This window comes from Citrobacter sp. Cpo032, from assembly GCF_030332975.1.
In the GTDB taxonomy this organism is placed as follows: domain Bacteria; phylum Pseudomonadota; class Gammaproteobacteria; order Enterobacterales; family Enterobacteriaceae; genus Citrobacter; species Citrobacter portucalensis.
In genome coordinates this window covers 1-17,536 of the sequence record NZ_JAOWGU010000038.1, presented here as the reverse complement: position 1 = coordinate 17,536, position 17,536 = coordinate 1, and the positions used below count along the sequence as shown (strand labels likewise).

24 protein-coding genes and 1 rRNA gene are annotated in these 17,536 nt (G+C 50.5%); 19 read left to right on the top strand and 6 right to left on the bottom strand.

Annotated elements, in window-relative coordinates; genetic code table 11:
* Window positions 1-2: 2 nt before the first annotated feature.
* From rpmD to arfA, 12 genes are all read left to right on the top strand, one after another.
* Window positions 3-182: a 50S ribosomal protein L30 gene (gene rpmD, locus OGY33_RS09030; RefSeq protein ID WP_001140434.1), complete on the top strand. Its 180-nt coding sequence runs from the start codon at window positions 3-5 to the stop codon at window positions 180-182.
* Between the two features lie 3 nt (window positions 183-185).
* Window positions 186-620: a 50S ribosomal protein L15 gene (gene rplO / locus OGY33_RS09025; protein WP_003031132.1), complete on the top strand. Its 435-nt coding sequence runs from the start codon at window positions 186-188 to the stop codon at window positions 618-620.
* A gap of 7 nt (window positions 621-627) precedes the next feature.
* Window positions 628-1,959, top strand: coding sequence for a preprotein translocase subunit SecY (gene secY, locus OGY33_RS09020; protein WP_001118864.1), 1,332 nt, complete (start codon window positions 628-630; stop codon window positions 1,957-1,959).
* 30 nt (window positions 1,960-1,989) lie between these two features.
* Window positions 1,990-2,106 (top strand): 50S ribosomal protein L36, encoded by a 117-nt coding sequence (gene rpmJ / locus OGY33_RS09015; RefSeq protein ID WP_000868187.1) that lies wholly within the window; start codon window positions 1,990-1,992, stop codon window positions 2,104-2,106.
* A gap of 146 nt (window positions 2,107-2,252) precedes the next feature.
* Window positions 2,253-2,609 (top strand): 30S ribosomal protein S13, encoded by a 357-nt coding sequence (gene rpsM, locus OGY33_RS09010; RefSeq protein WP_003031135.1) that lies wholly within the window; start codon window positions 2,253-2,255, stop codon window positions 2,607-2,609.
* 16 nt (window positions 2,610-2,625) lie between these two features.
* The gene (rpsK, locus tag OGY33_RS09005; protein ID WP_003031137.1) at window positions 2,626-3,015 is read left to right on the top strand and encodes a 30S ribosomal protein S11; all 390 of its coding nucleotides are present in this window, start codon (window positions 2,626-2,628) and stop codon (window positions 3,013-3,015) included.
* A 33-nt stretch (window positions 3,016-3,048) separates the two neighbouring features.
* Window positions 3,049-3,669 (top strand): 30S ribosomal protein S4, encoded by a 621-nt coding sequence (rpsD, locus tag OGY33_RS09000; RefSeq protein WP_003031138.1) that lies wholly within the window; start codon window positions 3,049-3,051, stop codon window positions 3,667-3,669.
* Between the two features lie 25 nt (window positions 3,670-3,694).
* The gene (locus OGY33_RS08995) at window positions 3,695-4,684 is read left to right on the top strand and encodes a DNA-directed RNA polymerase subunit alpha (RefSeq protein WP_003031139.1); all 990 of its coding nucleotides are present in this window, start codon (window positions 3,695-3,697) and stop codon (window positions 4,682-4,684) included.
* A gap of 40 nt (window positions 4,685-4,724) precedes the next feature.
* The gene (rplQ, locus tag OGY33_RS08990; RefSeq protein WP_001216370.1) at window positions 4,725-5,108 is read left to right on the top strand and encodes a 50S ribosomal protein L17; all 384 of its coding nucleotides are present in this window, start codon (window positions 4,725-4,727) and stop codon (window positions 5,106-5,108) included.
* Between the two features lie 107 nt (window positions 5,109-5,215).
* Window positions 5,216-5,584, top strand: coding sequence for a DnaJ family domain-containing protein (locus OGY33_RS08985; protein ID WP_191238071.1), 369 nt, complete (start codon window positions 5,216-5,218; stop codon window positions 5,582-5,584).
* A gap of 10 nt (window positions 5,585-5,594) precedes the next feature.
* On the top strand, window positions 5,595-6,020 hold the full coding sequence (gene zntR / locus OGY33_RS08980; protein WP_003031145.1) for a Zn(2+)-responsive transcriptional regulator: 426 nt from the start codon (window positions 5,595-5,597) through the stop codon (window positions 6,018-6,020).
* A 57-nt stretch (window positions 6,021-6,077) separates the two neighbouring features.
* Window positions 6,078-6,296 (top strand): alternative ribosome-rescue factor ArfA, encoded by a 219-nt coding sequence (gene arfA, locus OGY33_RS08975; RefSeq protein WP_003828276.1) that lies wholly within the window; start codon window positions 6,078-6,080, stop codon window positions 6,294-6,296.
* On the opposite strand, the gene mscL is transcribed toward arfA, so the two are convergent.
* The 5 genes from mscL to def all read right to left on the bottom strand — a co-directional run bounded on the left by mscL (window position 6,293) and on the right by def (window position 11,058).
* Window positions 6,293-6,706, bottom strand: a complete 414-nt coding sequence (mscL, locus tag OGY33_RS08970; RefSeq protein ID WP_003031152.1) for a large-conductance mechanosensitive channel protein MscL — start codon at window positions 6,704-6,706, stop codon at window positions 6,293-6,295. The two genes, arfA and mscL, sit on opposite strands and share 4 nt — an antisense overlap.
* Before the next feature lie 141 nt (window positions 6,707-6,847).
* Entirely contained in the window at window positions 6,848-8,224 is a 1,377-nt protein-coding gene (gene trkA / locus OGY33_RS08965; RefSeq protein WP_003031153.1) for a Trk system potassium transporter TrkA, read from the bottom strand.
* Window positions 8,225-8,245: 21 nt separating this feature from the next.
* Window positions 8,246-9,535 (bottom strand): 16S rRNA (cytosine(967)-C(5))-methyltransferase RsmB, encoded by a 1,290-nt coding sequence (rsmB, locus tag OGY33_RS08960; RefSeq protein ID WP_032945172.1) that lies wholly within the window; start codon window positions 9,533-9,535, stop codon window positions 8,246-8,248.
* Between the two features lie 51 nt (window positions 9,536-9,586).
* The gene (fmt, locus tag OGY33_RS08955) at window positions 9,587-10,534 is read right to left on the bottom strand and encodes a methionyl-tRNA formyltransferase (RefSeq protein ID WP_048215427.1); all 948 of its coding nucleotides are present in this window, start codon (window positions 10,532-10,534) and stop codon (window positions 9,587-9,589) included.
* A 14-nt stretch (window positions 10,535-10,548) separates the two neighbouring features.
* Window positions 10,549-11,058, bottom strand: coding sequence for a peptide deformylase (gene def / locus OGY33_RS08950; RefSeq protein ID WP_003828283.1), 510 nt, complete (start codon window positions 11,056-11,058; stop codon window positions 10,549-10,551).
* Window positions 11,059-11,187: 129 nt separating this feature from the next.
* Between def and dprA the strand changes: the two genes are divergently transcribed.
* From dprA to OGY33_RS08920, 6 genes are read left to right on the top strand one after another with little or no spacing between them, the layout of a single operon-like run.
* Window positions 11,188-12,312 carry a DNA-protecting protein DprA gene (gene dprA, locus OGY33_RS08945; protein ID WP_191238072.1) on the top strand — a complete coding sequence of 375 codons (1,125 nt, stop codon included), beginning with the start codon at window positions 11,188-11,190 and terminating at the stop codon, window positions 12,310-12,312.
* The gene (gene smg, locus OGY33_RS08940; RefSeq protein WP_003031162.1) at window positions 12,284-12,757 is read left to right on the top strand and encodes a DUF494 family protein Smg; all 474 of its coding nucleotides are present in this window, start codon (window positions 12,284-12,286) and stop codon (window positions 12,755-12,757) included. Before dprA ends, smg begins: the two co-directional genes overlap by 29 nt.
* 26 nt (window positions 12,758-12,783) lie before the next feature.
* Window positions 12,784-13,326, top strand: coding sequence for a DNA topoisomerase family protein (locus tag OGY33_RS08935; RefSeq protein WP_008786284.1), 543 nt, complete (start codon window positions 12,784-12,786; stop codon window positions 13,324-13,326).
* Between the two features lie 4 nt (window positions 13,327-13,330).
* Window positions 13,331-13,903: an L-threonylcarbamoyladenylate synthase type 1 TsaC gene (gene tsaC / locus OGY33_RS08930; protein WP_048215429.1), complete on the top strand. Its 573-nt coding sequence runs from the start codon at window positions 13,331-13,333 to the stop codon at window positions 13,901-13,903.
* 1 nt (window position 13,904) lies between these two features.
* Window positions 13,905-14,726 carry a shikimate dehydrogenase gene (gene aroE, locus OGY33_RS08925; protein WP_032945163.1) on the top strand — a complete coding sequence of 274 codons (822 nt, stop codon included), beginning with the start codon at window positions 13,905-13,907 and terminating at the stop codon, window positions 14,724-14,726.
* On the top strand, window positions 14,723-14,980 hold the full coding sequence (locus tag OGY33_RS08920) for a DUF1488 family protein (protein ID WP_008786281.1): 258 nt from the start codon (window positions 14,723-14,725) through the stop codon (window positions 14,978-14,980). The genes aroE and OGY33_RS08920 overlap by 4 nt, the downstream gene beginning before the upstream one ends.
* On the opposite strand, the gene OGY33_RS08915 is transcribed toward OGY33_RS08920, so the two are convergent.
* Window positions 14,956-15,510 carry a gamma carbonic anhydrase family protein gene (locus OGY33_RS08915; protein ID WP_048215431.1) on the bottom strand — a complete coding sequence of 185 codons (555 nt, stop codon included), beginning with the start codon at window positions 15,508-15,510 and terminating at the stop codon, window positions 14,956-14,958. The two genes, OGY33_RS08920 and OGY33_RS08915, sit on opposite strands and share 25 nt — an antisense overlap.
* A gap of 474 nt (window positions 15,511-15,984) precedes the next feature.
* On the opposite strand from OGY33_RS08915, the gene OGY33_RS08910 reads away from it, so the two are divergent.
* A 16S ribosomal RNA gene (locus tag OGY33_RS08910) occupies window positions 15,985-17,526 on the top strand.
* The last annotated feature ends 10 nt before the right edge of the window (window positions 17,527-17,536 follow it).

Here is a 17,536-nt window from a genome sequence, read left to right as displayed (position 1 = left end):
CCATGGCAAAGACTATTAAAATTACTCAAACCCGCAGTGCAATCGGTCGTCTGCCGAAACACAAGGCAACGCTGCTTGGCCTGGGTCTGCGTCGTATTGGTCACACCGTAGAGCGCGAGGATACTCCTGCTGTTCGTGGTATGGTCAACGCGGTTTCCTTCATGGTTAAAGTTGAGGAGTAAGAGATGCGTTTAAATACTCTGTCTCCGGCCGAAGGCTCTAAAAAAGCGGCTCGCCGCCTGGGTCGTGGTATCGGTTCTGGCCTCGGTAAAACCGGTGGTCGTGGTCACAAAGGTCAGAAGTCTCGTTCTGGCGGTGGCGTACGTCGCGGTTTCGAGGGTGGTCAGATGCCTCTGTACCGTCGTCTGCCGAAATTCGGCTTCACTTCACGTAAAGCAGCGATTACAGCCGAAGTTCGTCTGTCTGACCTGGCTAAAGTTGAAGGCGGTGTTGTAGACCTGAACACGCTGAAAGCAGCTAACATTATCGGTATCCAGATCGAGTTCGCGAAAGTGATCCTGGCTGGTGAAGTCACTACTCCGGTAACTGTTCGTGGCCTGCGTGTTACTAAAGGCGCTCGTGCTGCTATCGAAGCTGCTGGCGGTAAAATCGAGGAATAAGTAGCAGATGGCTAAACAACCGGGATTAGATTTTCAAAGTGCCAAAGGTGGCTTAGGCGAGCTGAAACGCAGACTGCTGTTTGTAATCGGCGCGCTGATTGTGTTCCGTATTGGCTCTTTCATTCCGATCCCTGGTATTGATGCCGCTGTACTTGCCAAACTGCTTGAGCAACAGCGAGGCACCATCATTGAAATGTTTAACATGTTCTCTGGTGGTGCTCTCAGCCGTGCTTCTATCTTTGCTCTGGGGATCATGCCGTATATTTCGGCGTCGATCATTATCCAGCTGCTGACGGTGGTTCATCCAACGCTGGCAGAAATTAAGAAAGAAGGGGAGTCTGGTCGTCGTAAGATCAGCCAGTACACCCGCTACGGTACTCTGGTGCTGGCAATATTCCAGTCGATCGGTATTGCTACCGGTCTGCCGAATATGCCTGGTATGCAGGGCCTGGTGATGAACCCAGGCTTTGCATTCTATTTCACCGCTGTTGTAAGTCTGGTTACAGGGACGATGTTCCTGATGTGGTTGGGCGAACAGATTACTGAACGTGGTATCGGCAACGGTATCTCAATCATTATCTTCGCCGGTATTGTCGCGGGACTCCCGCCAGCCATTGCCCATACTATCGAGCAAGCGCGTCAAGGCGACCTGCACTTCCTCGTGTTGCTGTTGGTTGCAGTATTAGTATTCGCAGTGACGTTCTTTGTTGTATTTGTTGAGCGTGGTCAACGCCGTATTGTGGTAAACTACGCGAAACGTCAGCAAGGTCGTCGTGTCTATGCTGCACAGAGCACACATTTACCGCTGAAAGTGAATATGGCGGGGGTAATCCCGGCAATCTTCGCTTCCAGTATTATTCTGTTCCCGGCGACCATCGCGTCATGGTTCGGGGGCGGGACTGGTTGGAACTGGCTGACAACAATTTCGCTGTATTTGCAGCCTGGGCAACCGCTTTATGTGTTACTCTATGCGTCTGCAATCATATTCTTCTGTTTCTTCTACACGGCGTTGGTTTTCAACCCGCGTGAAACAGCAGATAACCTGAAGAAGTCCGGTGCATTTGTACCAGGAATTCGTCCGGGAGAGCAAACGGCGAAGTATATCGATAAAGTAATGACCCGCCTGACTTTGGTTGGTGCGCTCTACATTACCTTTATCTGCCTGATCCCGGAGTTCATGCGTGATGCAATGAAAGTACCGTTCTACTTCGGTGGGACCTCACTGCTTATCGTTGTTGTCGTGATTATGGACTTTATGGCTCAAGTGCAAACTCTGATGATGTCAAGTCAGTACGAGTCTGCATTGAAGAAGGCGAATCTGAAAGGCTACGGCCGTTAACAGTCGCCCGAGAAGTTACGGAGAGTAAAAATGAAAGTTCGTGCTTCCGTCAAGAAATTATGCCGTAACTGCAAAATCGTTAAGCGTGATGGTGTCATCCGTGTGATTTGCAGTGCCGAGCCGAAGCATAAACAGCGCCAAGGCTGATTTATTCGCATATTTTTCTTGCAAAGTTGGGTTGAGCTGGCTAGATTAGCCAGCCAATCTTTTGTATGTCTGTGCGTTTCCATTTGAGTATCCTGAAAACGGGCTTTTCAGCATGGTGCGTACATATTAAATAGTAGGAGTGCATAGTGGCCCGTATAGCAGGCATTAACATTCCTGATCAGAAACATGCTGTGATCGCATTAACTTCGATCTACGGCGTCGGCAAGACCCGTTCTAAAGCCATTCTGGCTGCCGCGGGTATCGCTGAAGATGTTAAGATCAGTGAGCTGTCTGAAGAACAAATCGACACGCTGCGTGACGAAGTTGCCAAATTTGTCGTTGAAGGTGATCTGCGCCGTGAAGTTAGCATGAGCATCAAGCGCCTTATGGACCTTGGTTGCTATCGCGGTTTGCGTCATCGTCGTGGTCTCCCGGTTCGCGGTCAGCGTACCAAGACCAACGCACGTACCCGTAAGGGTCCGCGCAAACCGATCAAGAAATAATCGGGGTGATTGAATAATGGCAAAGGCACCAATTCGTGCACGTAAACGTGTAAGAAAACAAGTCTCTGACGGCGTGGCTCATATCCATGCTTCTTTTAACAACACCATCGTTACCATTACTGATCGTCAGGGTAACGCACTGGGTTGGGCAACAGCCGGTGGTTCCGGTTTCCGTGGTTCTCGCAAATCCACTCCGTTTGCAGCTCAGGTTGCAGCAGAGCGTTGCGCTGAAGCCGTAAAAGAATACGGTATCAAGAATCTGGAAGTTATGGTCAAAGGACCGGGTCCAGGTCGCGAATCTACTGTTCGTGCTCTGAACGCCGCTGGTTTCCGCATCACTAATATTACTGATGTGACTCCGATCCCTCATAACGGTTGTCGTCCGCCGAAAAAACGTCGCGTATAACGCTGTCGTTTCTAGGATTGTTGGAGAAAGAAAATGGCAAGATATTTGGGTCCTAAGCTCAAGCTGAGCCGTCGTGAGGGCACTGACTTATTCCTTAAGTCTGGCGTTCGCGCGATCGATACCAAGTGTAAAATTGAACAAGCTCCTGGCCAGCACGGTGCGCGTAAACCGCGTCTGTCTGACTATGGTGTGCAGTTGCGTGAAAAGCAAAAAGTTCGCCGTATCTACGGTGTGCTGGAGCGTCAGTTCCGTAACTACTACAAAGAAGCAGCACGTCTGAAAGGCAACACCGGTGAAAACCTGTTGGGTCTGCTGGAAGGTCGTCTGGACAACGTTGTATACCGTATGGGCTTCGGTGCCACTCGTGCAGAAGCACGTCAGCTGGTCAGCCATAAAGCAATTATGGTAAACGGTCGTGTTGTTAACATCGCTTCTTATCAGGTTAGTCCGAATGACGTTGTTAGCATTCGTGAGAAAGCGAAGAAGCAGTCTCGCGTGAAAGCCGCTCTGGAGCTGGCTGAGCAGCGTGAAAAGCCAACCTGGCTGGAAGTTGATGCTGGCAAGATGGAAGGTACGTTCAAGCGTAAGCCGGAGCGTTCTGATCTGTCTGCGGACATTAACGAACACCTGATCGTCGAGCTTTACTCCAAGTAAAGCTTAGTACCAAAGAGAGGACACAATGCAGGGTTCTGTGACAGAGTTTCTAAAACCGCGCCTGGTAGATATCGAGCAAGTGAGTTCGACGCACGCCAAGGTGACCCTTGAGCCTTTAGAGCGTGGCTTTGGCCATACTTTGGGTAACGCACTGCGCCGTATTCTGCTCTCATCGATGCCGGGTTGCGCGGTGACCGAGGTTGAGATTGATGGTGTACTACATGAGTACAGCACCAAAGAAGGCGTTCAGGAAGATATCCTGGAAATCCTGCTCAACCTGAAAGGGCTGGCGGTGAGAGTTCAGGGTAAAGATGACGTTATTCTTACCTTGAATAAATCTGGCATTGGCCCTGTGACTGCAGCCGACATTACCCATGATGGTGATGTCGAAATCGTCAAGCCACAGCACGTGATCTGCCACCTGACCGATGAGAATGCATCTATTAGCATGCGTATCAAAGTTCAGCGCGGTCGTGGTTATGTGCCGGCTTCTACCCGAATTCATTCGGAAGAAGATGAGCGCCCAATCGGCCGTCTGCTGGTCGACGCATGCTACAGCCCTGTAGAGCGTATTGCCTACAATGTTGAAGCAGCGCGTGTAGAACAGCGTACCGACCTGGACAAGCTGGTCATCGAAATGGAAACCAACGGCACAATCGATCCTGAAGAGGCGATTCGTCGTGCGGCAACCATTCTGGCTGAACAACTGGAAGCTTTCGTTGATTTACGTGATGTACGTCAGCCGGAAGTTAAAGAAGAGAAACCAGAATTCGATCCGATCCTGCTGCGCCCTGTTGACGATCTGGAATTGACTGTCCGCTCTGCTAACTGCCTCAAAGCAGAAGCTATCCACTATATCGGTGATCTGGTACAGCGTACTGAGGTTGAGCTTCTTAAGACGCCTAACCTTGGTAAAAAATCTCTTACCGAGATTAAAGACGTGCTGGCTTCCCGTGGACTGTCTCTGGGCATGCGCCTGGAAAACTGGCCACCGGCAAGCATCGCTGACGAGTAACCGGATCACAGGTTAAGGTTTTACTGAGAAGGATAAGGTCATGCGCCATCGTAAGAGTGGTCGTCAACTGAACCGCAACAGCAGCCATCGCCAGGCTATGTTCCGCAATATGGCAGGTTCACTGGTTCGTCATGAAATCATCAAGACGACTCTGCCGAAAGCGAAAGAGCTGCGTCGCGTAGTTGAGCCGCTGATTACTCTTGCCAAGACTGATAGCGTAGCTAATCGTCGTCTGGCATTCGCCCGTACTCGTGATAACGAGATCGTGGCAAAACTGTTTAACGAACTGGGCCCGCGTTTTGCGAGCCGCGCCGGTGGTTACACTCGCATTCTGAAGTGTGGTTTCCGTGCAGGCGACAACGCGCCGATGGCATACATCGAGCTGGTTGATCGTTCAGAGAAAACAGAAGCTGCTGCAGAGTAATCTGTAGTAACGTAAAAAAACCCGCCTCGGCGGGTTTTTTTATATCCGTCATATCCCCACTTATCTACAATATCTGTACTCTTTTTGTTCATCCCCTGGAGTGTTGTATGTGGTTACTTGACCAGTGGGCAGAGCGCCATATTATTGATGCACAGTCTAAAGGCGAGTTTGATGATTTACCGGGAACAGGCGAACCGCTGACTCTTGACGATGACTCCCATGTCCCGCCTGAACTCAGAGCCGGATACCGTTTATTAAAAAATGCAGGTTGCCTTCCTCCTGAGCTCGAGCAACGCAGAGAGGCAATACAGCTGCTTGAAATACTCGCGGGGTTCCGCAAAGATGATCCTAGTTATCCGGAGGTGAGCCGAAGACTGTCGCTACTGGAACTTAAACTTCGGCAGGCTGGACTCAGCACCGAGTTTTTACGCGGTGACTACGCAGATAAGCTGCTAAAAAAGATCAACGACGAATAGCGGAGAGAGCATGTACCGAATTGGTGAAATAGCGAAACTGGCTGACGTTACGCCAGATACTATCCGCTACTATGAAAAGCAGCAGATGATGGAGCATGAAGTGCGTACTGAAGGCGGATTTCGCCTCTATACAGAAAGCGATCTTCAGCGCTTGAAGTTTATTCGTTATGCCCGGCAGCTTGGTTTCACTCTGGAGTCGATCCGTGAATTGCTTTCGATCCGGGTTGATCCCGAACACCATACCTGTCAGGAATCAAAAGGGATCGTCCAGGAAAGACTGCAAGAAGTCGAAGCCCGCATTGCTGAACTTCAGACGATGCAGCGGTCACTGCAGCGATTGAATGATGCATGCTGCGGCAAGGCACACAGCAGCGTGTACTGCTCTATTCTTGAAGCTCTTGAGCAAGGCGCCAGTGGAACAACATCAGGCTGTTGATTTCTTGAACTGCCAGGTCTACACTCGCGGCGTAAATTACTACAAACTGGAGATATTATGAGTCGTTATCAGCACACCAAAGGGCAGATAAAGGACAACGCCATTGAGGCGCTTCTGCATGACCCACTGTTCAGACAGCGCGTTGAGAAAAATAAGAAAGGGAAAGGAAGTTATCTGCGTAAAGGCAAACATGGCAATCGGGGTAATTGGGAGGCCAGTGGCAAGAAAGTAATTAACTTTTTTACCACTGGCCTTCTTGTTTCAGTGAGTGCTTAAGAGCGGTTATTCTGTTCTTTCAGCAGGTCACGAATTTCACTTAGCAATACTTCTTCTTTCGATGGAGCTGGCGGTGCTGCCGGCTCTTCCGCTTTTTTACGGTTCAGTTTGTTGATCAGTTTGATTGCCATAAAGATAGCAAACGCAACAATAATGAAATCGAATACATTCTGAATAAATACACCGTAATGCATGACCACGGCAGGGATGTCTCCCTGTGCATCACGTAGCGTTAAAGCAAACTGTTTAAAATCAATTCCACCAATTAACAGCCCCAGCGGCGGCATAATGATATCGGCAACCAGTGATGAAACAATCTTACCGAATGCCGCACCAATAATGACACCCACTGCCAAATCGACAACATTCCCGCGCATCGCGAATTCGCGAAACTCTTTAATAATGCTCATTTTATTCTCCCTATGCAGCTGACGTTTATAAGTTTAACAAATGTTTAGGCAATTTCCATTTATGTATTGTCGAAAGGAAAATTTATTAGACCATGAAAAATAAAGGGAAATAAAAAAGGCGCTGTATTAGCGCCCAAATTATTACAGGAAGAAAGGACTTGGCTGGAATAGTCGCTCGACGTCGGTAATAAACTTTTTATCTGTCAGGAACATAATGACGTGATCGCCCTGCTCAATGCGCAGGTTATCGTTGGCAATCATGACATCGTTACCACGTACAACGGCGCCAATAATGGTTCCGGGCGGAAGTTTAATTTCATCAATTGAACGCCCTACAACTCTCGACGTCGTTTCATCCCCGTGTGCGACGGCTTCAATGGCTTCCGCGACGCCACGGCGAAGTGAAGAAACGCCAACAATATCAGCTTTACGCACGTGGCTCAGCAGCGCGGAGATGGTCGCCTGCTGCGGTGAAATCGCAATATCGATCACGCTGCCTTGCACCAGATCGACGTATGCTCTGCGCTGGATCAACACCATTACTTTCTTGGCACCCATCCGTTTGGCAAGCATCGCCGACATGATATTTGCTTCATCATCGTTGGTCACTGCGATGAACAGATCGACCTGATCGATATGTTCTTCGGCCAGTAACTCTTGATCCGAAGCATCACCAAAAAAGACGATCGTATTTTGTAGTTTCTCTGCAAGTTCGGATGCGCGTTGTTGATTACGTTCGATCAGTTTGACGCTGTAATCTTTTTCCAGACGACGTGCCAGACCCGCACCGATATTACCACCACCCACTAACATAATGCGTTTGTACGGCTTTTCCAGACGCTGCAGTTCACTCATTACGGCGCGTATATGCTGTGATGCCGCAATAAAGAAGACTTCATCACCCGCTTCAACGATCGTAGAACCTTGCGGACGGATCGGTCGGTCATGACGGAAAATCGCCGCAACGCGGGTATCGATGTGCGGCATATGCTCACGCATTGTTGACAGCGCATTACCGATAAGCGGCCCGCCGTAATAGGCTTTTACTACTGCCAGACTGACTTTACCTTCGGCAAAATTCACCACCTGCAATGCGCCCGGATATTCAATCAGGCGATAAATGCTATCGATAACCAGTTGCTCAGGCGCAATCAGGTGATCGATTGGCACCGCATCGGATTGGAACAGCTTGTCGGCATCGCGAACGTAATCTGGTGAACGAATACGGGCGATGCGATTAGGCGTATTAAACAGTGAATAAGCTACCTGGCAGGCAACCATATTTGTTTCATCTGAGCTGGTTACGGCAACCAGCATATCGGCATCGTCGGCACCGGCTTCACGTAATACGCGGGGATGCGAACCATGCCCTTGCACGACACGGAGATCAAACTTGTCCTGCAGGCTGCGCAGGCGTTCACCATTGGTATCGACTACCGTGATATCGTTGTTCTCTCCGACCAGGTTTTCAGCCAGCGTACCGCCAACTTGCCCTGCGCCCAGAATGATAATTTTCATCAGTCGCGACCCGTTATCTCATCACTTTTTGATTAGCTTAGCGTAAAAGAAGCCATCGCCATCTTCCGCACCCGGTAAATTCTGACGTCCGGGTTTTTCCGGCGTACCGGTTTCGCTTAATACCGCATCCGGTGTGCGTGCCAGGAAGGCGGCAATTTGCTGCTGGTTCTCTTCTGGCAGGATAGAACATGTTGCATACACTAGCGTGCCGCCAGATTTAAGATGTGACCAGGTCGCATTCAGGATCTCAGCCTGTAATTGGGCAAGTTCGGCAATATCCCGGTCGCGGCGCAGCCATTTGATATCCGGATGGCGACGGATCACCCCGGTAGCAGAACATGGAGCGTCCAGCAAAATACGGTCAAACTGTTGTTCACCGCACCACTGCTGTGGATAGCGGCCATCCCCCTGTTTTACGGTTGCCTTCATGCCCAGACGTTTCAGATTGTCGTAAACGCGCGATAAGCGTTTTTCATCCACATCGACGGCCATGACGTTAGCTAGCGGAGCAACTTCCAGAATGTGAGTGGTTTTACCGCCCGGCGCACAGCACAGGTCGAGGATCTGCTCACCGTCCTCCGGCAACAGATAATTTACGCATCCTTGAGCGGAAGCATCCTGAACGGTGACCCAACCTTCGTCAAAACCAGGGAGGGCGTGAACTGGAGCCGGTGTTTCCAGACGCACTGCATCCGGGTAGTCTGGATGCGGGAAACCTGTCAAACCCGCTTCGGTAAGCAGGTCTAGCCAGGCGTCGCGAGTATGGTGATTACGATTGACTCGTAGCCACATCGGCGGTCGCTGGTTATTGGCTTCAAGAATGGCTTCCCACTGCTGCGGATACGCACTCTTAATACGTTTCACCAGCCAGGAGGGGTGTAAGAAGCGCAAATCGCTTTGCGCAAACTCGGCCAGCAGTTCATCCTGACGGCGTTGAAACTGGCGCAGTACGCCGTTGATCAGCCCTTTCAGCTGTGGACGCTTAATAACGACCGCGCCTTCTACGGTCTCAGCCAACGCAGCGTGCGCTGGAATACGAGTATGCAACAGTTGATAGAAGCCCACCATGATCAGGTAGTGAACGGTGCGCTGTTTGCCCGTCATTGGACGTTCCATCAGTTGCTGGATCATCCACTCCAGTTGAGAGAGTGTACGCAATACGCCGAAGCAAAGTTCTTGTAACAGCGCTTTGTCTTTATCGGCAACTTTTTGCTGCATGGCGGGCAGCACGTTACTTAGTGATTGTCCTTTCTCGACAACCTGTTCGACGGCCTGGGCCGCCATACTGCGTAAATTAAGATGTTTTTTCATAAGCGCAAAAATAAAAATGCCCGGAGACACCGGGCTTAAAGAGATGAACCGTCAGGCCAGACGGTTTCCGGGCACGAACCACTCCCGGCGCGAATTAAGCAGATCCTGCGCGCTCATGGCTTTTTTACCGGCAGGCTGCAAAGAGATAAGATTCAGAATGCCGTCGCCTGTTGCGACCTGGATACCCTGCTTTGTCGCCTCTAGAATGGTGCCTGGCTCGGCCTGGGTGTTTACAGCAATAACCGAAGCTTGCCAGACTTTCACTGGCTGACCATCGATTTCAAGCCAGCTCATTGGCCAGGGGTTAAAGGCGCGGATGCAGCGTTCCAATTGAACAGCCGAAAGCGACCAGTCGATACGGGCCTCTTCTTTGCTGAGTTTTTCTGCATGCGTAACCAGTGATTCGTCTTGTACCACCGGTTTTATTGTGCCGGCAGCCAGCTGTTTTAGCGTTTCAATCAGCCCCTGAGGCCCCAGTTCTGCCAGCTTGTCATATAACGAACCGCTGGTATCTTCTGCCGTAATTGGGCAGGACAGCTTCAGCAGCATATCACCGGTGTCGAGGCCAACATCCATCTGCATGATGGTAACACCGGTTTCGGCGTCGCCTGCCCACAGTGAGCGCTGGATCGGTGCTGCACCCCGCCAGCGCGGAAGCAGGGAACCGTGAACGTTGATACAACCCAGGCGCGGCATTTCCAGTACGGCTTTTGGCAGGATCAGGCCATATGCCACCACCACCATCACGTCTGCGTGTAAATCAGCAACCAGTTGCTGGTTTTCCTGAGGGCGAAGAGAGACGGGTTGAAAGACCGGTATCCCTTTTTCTTCTGCCAGCACTTTTACCGGGCTGGGCATCAGCTTTTTACCGCGTCCCGCCGGGCGGTCCGGTTGGGTAAACACGCCAACGACGTTATGTCCAGAAGACAGCAGCGCGTCGAGATGACGCGCTGCAAAGTCAGGTGTACCCGCAAAAATAATACGTAGTGAGTCTGACACGTTGATCCTTGTCCTTAAGCTCGGGCGTTCAGGCGGTCGAGTTTTTCAACTTTCTGACGAATGCGTTGTTGCTTCAACGGAGACAGATAATCGATAAATAGTTTACCGACCAGGTGATCCATTTCATGTTGAATGCAGATAGCGAGCAGGCCATCGGCTTCCAGTTCAAAAGATTTGCCGTCGCGATCGAGCGCACGAATTTTTACTTTCTCTGCACGCGGTACTAACGCACGCTGTTCAGGAATAGACAGACAGCCTTCTTCAATGCCGGTTTCGCCGTCTTTTTCCAGCAGTTCTGGGTTAATGAGTACCAACTGCTCATCGCGATTTTCAGAGACATCAATAACAATGATGCGCTGATGAATATCGACCTGTGTTGCTGCCAGACCGATACCTTCTTCGGCGTACATCGTTTCGAACATATCATCAACGATACGCTGAATTTCTGCATTCACTTCTTCAACCGGTTTTGCGACTTTGCGAAGGCGCTCGTCCGGAATATGTAACACTTGCAAAACTGACATAGTTATCCAGAGTTGAGTTCAGGAGTTGAAAAGATTATTACCTCTATTCTAGACAAAACCCCCTCTGATTGACAGCATCAGTGACCAATCGCAAAGATTGCCAGGACTGCTTGTGGCAGGGGAACAGGGATGACCCAAATCGAAATTTGGCTACGTTTAGCGCAAGTGAATGAACTGTATGGTGATGAGATAGTGCGCGTTGCTCACTGGCTCAATACTCAACCGTGCATTAACAACGCGGTACTCTTGCAGGCAGGATTCTCTCCACGCCAGGCAAGACGCTTTTTAACCTTTTCAGATCTGACGCTGGAAAAAACGCTGCGCTGGCTTGAACAGCCTAACCACCATTTTGTGGTTGCCGACAGCGAGCATTATCCGCCACAGCTCCGTGCGATTGAGGATTATCCTGGGGGGCTTTTTGTTGCAGGAGCTCCCGCATGCCTCCACTCATTTCAAGTTGCCGTTGTCGGTAGTCGACAACATTCATGGTATGGCGAACGCTGGGGACGGTTGTTTTGTGAAAAGCTTGCTGCATGTGGGGTGACGATCACCAGCGGTCTGGCCCGGGGGATTGATGGCGTGGCGCACAATGCTGCGATAAACCGACAAGGCACAAGTATTGCGGTGCTGGGAAATGGACTTGAGACCATTCATCCACGGCAGCATATCCGTCTTGCGGAGCGACTTATTGAGGCTGGGGGCGCACTGGTGTCTGAGTTCCCATTAGATATGCTCCCTTTGCCGCGCAATTTTCCCCGACGAAATCGTATTATCAGTGGTCTAAGTAAAGGTGTACTGGTTGTCGAAGCTGCACAGCGTAGCGGGTCGCTGGTTACTGCTCGCTGTGCAATTGAACAAGGGCGGGAGGTGTTTGCTTTACCAGGGCCGATTGGGAGCCCGGGAAGTGAAGGCCCGCATTGGCTTATTCAGCAGGGAGCCATGCTTGTGACGACACCAGAGGAAATTCTTGAAAATTTGCAATATGGGCTGCAATGGTTGCCAGATGAACCTGAAAAATCAATTTATTCGCCAGATCACGAAGAGGTGGCATTGCCATTTCCGGAGCTCCTGGCTAACGTAGGAGATGAGGTAACACCTGTTGACGTCGTCGCTGAACGTGCCGGCCAACCTGTGCCAGAGGTAGTGGCTCAACTGCTCGAACTGGAGTTAGCAGGGTGGATCGCAGCTGTACCCGGCGGCTATGTCCGATTGAGGAGGGCATGCCATGTTCGACGTACTAATGTATTTGTTTGAGACATATATCCATAACGAAGCTGAGCTGCGTGTGGATCAGGACAAACTGGAACGGGATCTTACCGACGCTGGTTTTGATCGTGAAGACATTTACAACGCGTTACTTTGGCTGGAGAAGCTTGCTGACTATCAGGATGGTCTTGCTGAACCTATGCAGCTGGCATCGGACCCTCTTTCTATACGTATTTATACTGCGGAAGAGTGCGACCGACTGGATGCAAGCTGTAGAGGATTCCTGCTATTCCTGGAGCAGATTCAGGTGCTAAACCTCGAAACGCGAGAAATGGTTATTGAGCGCGTACTCGCGCTAGATACGGCAGAGTTCGATCTGGAAGACCTGAAGTGGGTGATTCTGATGGTGCTATTCAACATTCCAGGTTGTGAAAATGCCTATCAGCAAATGGAAGAATTACTCTTTGAAGTGAATGAAGGTATGCTGCATTAATCAATCTTCATTCAGTATGAGTTGTTATGGCTAAATCAGCACTGTTCACGGTGCGTAAAAACGAGCCCTGCCCACAATGCGGGGCTGAACTGGTTATTCGTTCCGGGAAACACGGTCCGTTTCTCGGTTGTTCACACTATCCAGAATGCGATTACATCCGTCCGCTGAAATCTTCCGCGGACGGACATGTAGTCAAAGTTCTGGAGGGTAAGCTTTGTCCTGCATGTGGCGCTGAGCTGGTGCTGAGACAGGGACGATTCGGTATGTTTATTGGATGCAGTGACTATCCTGCGTGCGATCACACCGAGCTCATCGACAAGCCTGATGAAACAGCAATAGTCTGTCCTCAATGCCAGACTGGTCATCTTGTCCAGCGGCGTTCCCGTTATGGCAAAACCTTTTACTCCTGCGATCGCTATCCGGAGTGCCAGTTTGTCATTAACTTCAAACCGTTAGCCGGAGAATGTCCTGAGTGTCATTATCCGCTTCTCATCGAAAAGAAAACCGCGCAGGGTGTGAAGCATTTCTGTGCCAGTAAACAATGTGGAAAGCCGATTTCGGCGGAATAAAAAAGTGAATAATAGCCTGCCCACAGACGCTATCGCTGCGGCGATAGCGGTTCTGAAACAAGAAAAAGTCATCGCCTATCCAACTGAAGCTGTATTTGGTGTCGGCTGCGACCCCGATAGCGAAACGGCTGTAACCCGTTTGTTGGCGCTAAAACAACGTCCGGTCGATAAAGGGTTAATTTTAATCGCGTCAAACTTTGAACAACTTAAACCATATATCGACGATAGCATGCTCACCGATGCTCAACGTGACGCTGTTTTCGCCCGTTGGCCTGGTCCTGTTACCTTCGTTTTCCCAGCGCTTGCGACAACGCCACGCTGGTTGACCGGGCGCTTTGATTCTCTGGCTGTTCGCGTCACCGATCACCCGCTGGTGGTTGCGTTGTGCCAGGCTTATGGCAAACCGTTAGTTTCTACCAGTGCTAATTTGAGTGGCTTACCGCCTTGCAGAACGGTAGATGAAGTTCGCGCACAGTTCGGTACAGACTTTCCCGTGGTTGAAGGGGAGACCGGGGGGCGTTTGAATCCTTCGGAGATCCGTGATGCTCTGACAGGTGAACAGTTTCGACAGGGGTAATATGAAAGAAGCCTATGCTGTTTTTGGTAATCCGATAGCGCACAGTAAATCGCCCTTTATTCATCAGCAATTTGCAGAGCAGCTGAAGATTGATCACTCCTATGGGCGTGTACTGGCGCCTATCAATGATTTTGTGAATACGCTGAACGCTTTTTTTGCTGAGGGCGGGAAGGGGGCAAATGTCACCGTGCCTTTTAAAGAAGAGGCATTTGCACGTGCCGATGAACTAACGGAGCGGGCATCGCTTGCTGGAGCCGTCAATACCCTTAAACGGCTGGAGGATGGACGTTTACTGGGAGACAACACGGATGGTATCGGCTTGTTGAGCGATCTTGAGCGTTTATCTTTTATTCGTCCCGGATCGCGAGTTCTGTTGATTGGTGCGGGTGGTGCATCCCGTGGAGTTTTATTACCTCTTCTTTCTATGGATTGTGCGGTGACTATTGTTAACCGTACCGCTTCGCGCGCTGAAGAACTGGCACAAATCTTCTCCCATACCGGCAGCGTACAGGCGGTAGGAATGGACGAGCTTGATAATTACAGTTTTGATCTAATTATTAACGCGACATCCAGCGGAATTAGCGGTGAGATACCGGCTATTCCGACATCTCTTATTCACCCATCTGTCTATTGTTATGACATGTTTTATCAGAAAGGAGATACACCGTTCCTCTCCTGGTGTGCCGAACATGGGGCGAAACAATATGCTGATGGCCTGGGTATGCTGGTGGGGCAAGCAGCGCACGCCGTTTTACTCTGGCATGGGGTTTTGCCGCAGATTGAACCCGTCATTAAAAGCATGCAGCAGGAATTGTCGGAATGAATCAGGCGATCCAGTTTCCCGATCGAGAAGAATGGCGCACGGATGTCAACGCCGTTGTGTTTCCGGCGATGGTTCATGGTATGCAGTTAACATGTGCCATCTCTGGAGAGATGCTGGCGTCCCGCTTTGGCGGCGACACGCCTGAACAGTGGTTGGAAATCTTTCAACAGCATCGCTGGGATCTGGAAGAAGAAGCTGAAGGATTGATCCAGGCCCAGCAGGAAGATGCTCAAGGTTGGGTTTGGTTACTCTGACTTAAATATTCATCTTTCCACTTAACATAGTTGTTAGCTGAATATTGTAAGCCTGCTTTCTCTTCATCGCTTAATGGACGGATTTGTTTAACCGGGCTTCCCAGGTACAGATACCCGCTTTCCAGGCGTTTGTTTTGGGGAACCAGGCTCCCAGCCCCAATCATAACGTCGTCTTCTACTACCACGCCATCCAGCAGAATCGAACCCATGCCGACTAATACTCGGTTGCCAATGATGCAGCCGTGTAGCATGACCTTGTGACCGACCGTTACATCCTCACCCACGATCAATGGATTACCCTGCGGATTAGACGTGGATTTATGTGTGACATGGAGAACGCTGCCGTCCTGAATGTTTGTACGGGCACCAATTTGTACATAGTTAACGTCGCCACGAATGGCAACCAGTGGCCAAATTCCGACATCATCAGCCAAACGGGCATCACCAATGACGACACTGCTGGTGTCGATCATTACGCGATTTCCGATCTGTGGGAAAAGATCCTTATAAGGACGCAGTACATCAGACATGTTTACCTCAACGAAAATAGAGCAGTAATGAAGACTTTGGTTGGATTATTGAGACTGTGCAAGTGGTTTAGCTATCAAAAATCAGCCAAATTGCGCAGGAATGTAGCGAAAGGAGTGAAAAACAAGCATTCAGAAAAAAAGATCCAAAAAATACTTGTGCTAAAAAATGGGATCCCTATAATGCGCCTCCATCGACACGGCGGATGTGAATCACTTCACGCAAACAGCCGGTTCGGTTGAAGAGAAAAACCTGAAAATGAGGGTTGACTCTGAAAGAGGAAAGCGTAATATACGCCACCTCGCGACAGAGCGCTAAAGCGCGTCGCAACTGCTCTTTAACAATTTATCAGACAATCTGTGTGGGCACTCGAAGATACGGATTCTTAACGTCGCAAGACGAAAAATGAATACCAAGTCTCAACGAGTGAACACGTAATTCATTACGAAGTTTAATTCATTGAGCATCAAACTTTTAAATTGAAGAGTTTGATCATGGCTCAGATTGAACGCTGGCGGCAGGCCTAACACATGCAAGTCGAACGGTAGCACAGAGGAGCTTGCTCCTTGGGTGACGAGTGGCGGACGGGTGAGTAATGTCTGGGAAACTGCCCGATGGAGGGGGATAACTACTGGAAACGGTAGCTAATACCGCATAACGTCGCAAGACCAAAGAGGGGGACCTTCGGGCCTCTTGCCATCGGATGTGCCCAGATGGGATTAGCTAGTAGGTGGGGTAACGGCTCACCTAGGCGACGATCCCTAGCTGGTCTGAGAGGATGACCAGCCACACTGGAACTGAGACACGGTCCAGACTCCTACGGGAGGCAGCAGTGGGGAATATTGCACAATGGGCGCAAGCCTGATGCAGCCATGCCGCGTGTATGAAGAAGGCCTTCGGGTTGTAAAGTACTTTCAGCGAGGAGGAAGGCGTTGTGGTTAATAACCGCAGCGATTGACGTTACTCGCAGAAGAAGCACCGGCTAACTCCGTGCCAGCAGCCGCGGTAATACGGAGGGTGCAAGCGTTAATCGGAATTACTGGGCGTAAAGCGCACGCAGGCGGTCTGTCAAGTCGGATGTGAAATCCCCGGGCTCAACCTGGGAACTGCATCCGAAACTGGCAGGCTAGAGTCTTGTAGAGGGGGGTAGAATTCCAGGTGTAGCGGTGAAATGCGTAGAGATCTGGAGGAATACCGGTGGCGAAGGCGGCCCCCTGGACAAAGACTGACGCTCAGGTGCGAAAGCGTGGGGAGCAAACAGGATTAGATACCCTGGTAGTCCACGCCGTAAACGATGTCGACTTGGAGGTTGTGCCCTTGAGGCGTGGCTTCCGGAGCTAACGCGTTAAGTCGACCGCCTGGGGAGTACGGCCGCAAGGTTAAAACTCAAATGAATTGACGGGGGCCCGCACAAGCGGTGGAGCATGTGGTTTAATTCGATGCAACGCGAAGAACCTTACCTACTCTTGACATCCAGAGAACTTAGCAGAGATGCTTTGGTGCCTTCGGGAACTCTGAGACAGGTGCTGCATGGCTGTCGTCAGCTCGTGTTGTGAAATGTTGGGTTAAGTCCCGCAACGAGCGCAACCCTTATCCTTTGTTGCCAGCGGTTAGGCCGGGAACTCAAAGGAGACTGCCAGTGATAAACTGGAGGAAGGTGGGGATGACGTCAAGTCATCATGGCCCTTACGAGTAGGGCTACACACGTGCTACAATGGCATATACAAAGAGAAGCGACCTCGCGAGAGCAAGCGGACCTCATAAAGTATGTCGTAGTCCGGATTGGAGTCTGCAACTCGACTCCATGAAGTCGGAATCGCTAGTAATCGTGGATCAGAATGCCACGGTGAATACGTTCCCGGGCCTTGTACACACCGCCCGTCACACCATGGGAGTGGGTTGCAAAAGAAGTAGGTAGCTTAACCTTCGGGAGGGCGCTTACCACTTTGTGATTCATGACTGGGGTGAAGTCGTAACAAGGTAACCGTAGGGGAACCTGCGGTTGGATCACCTCCTTACCTTAAAGAA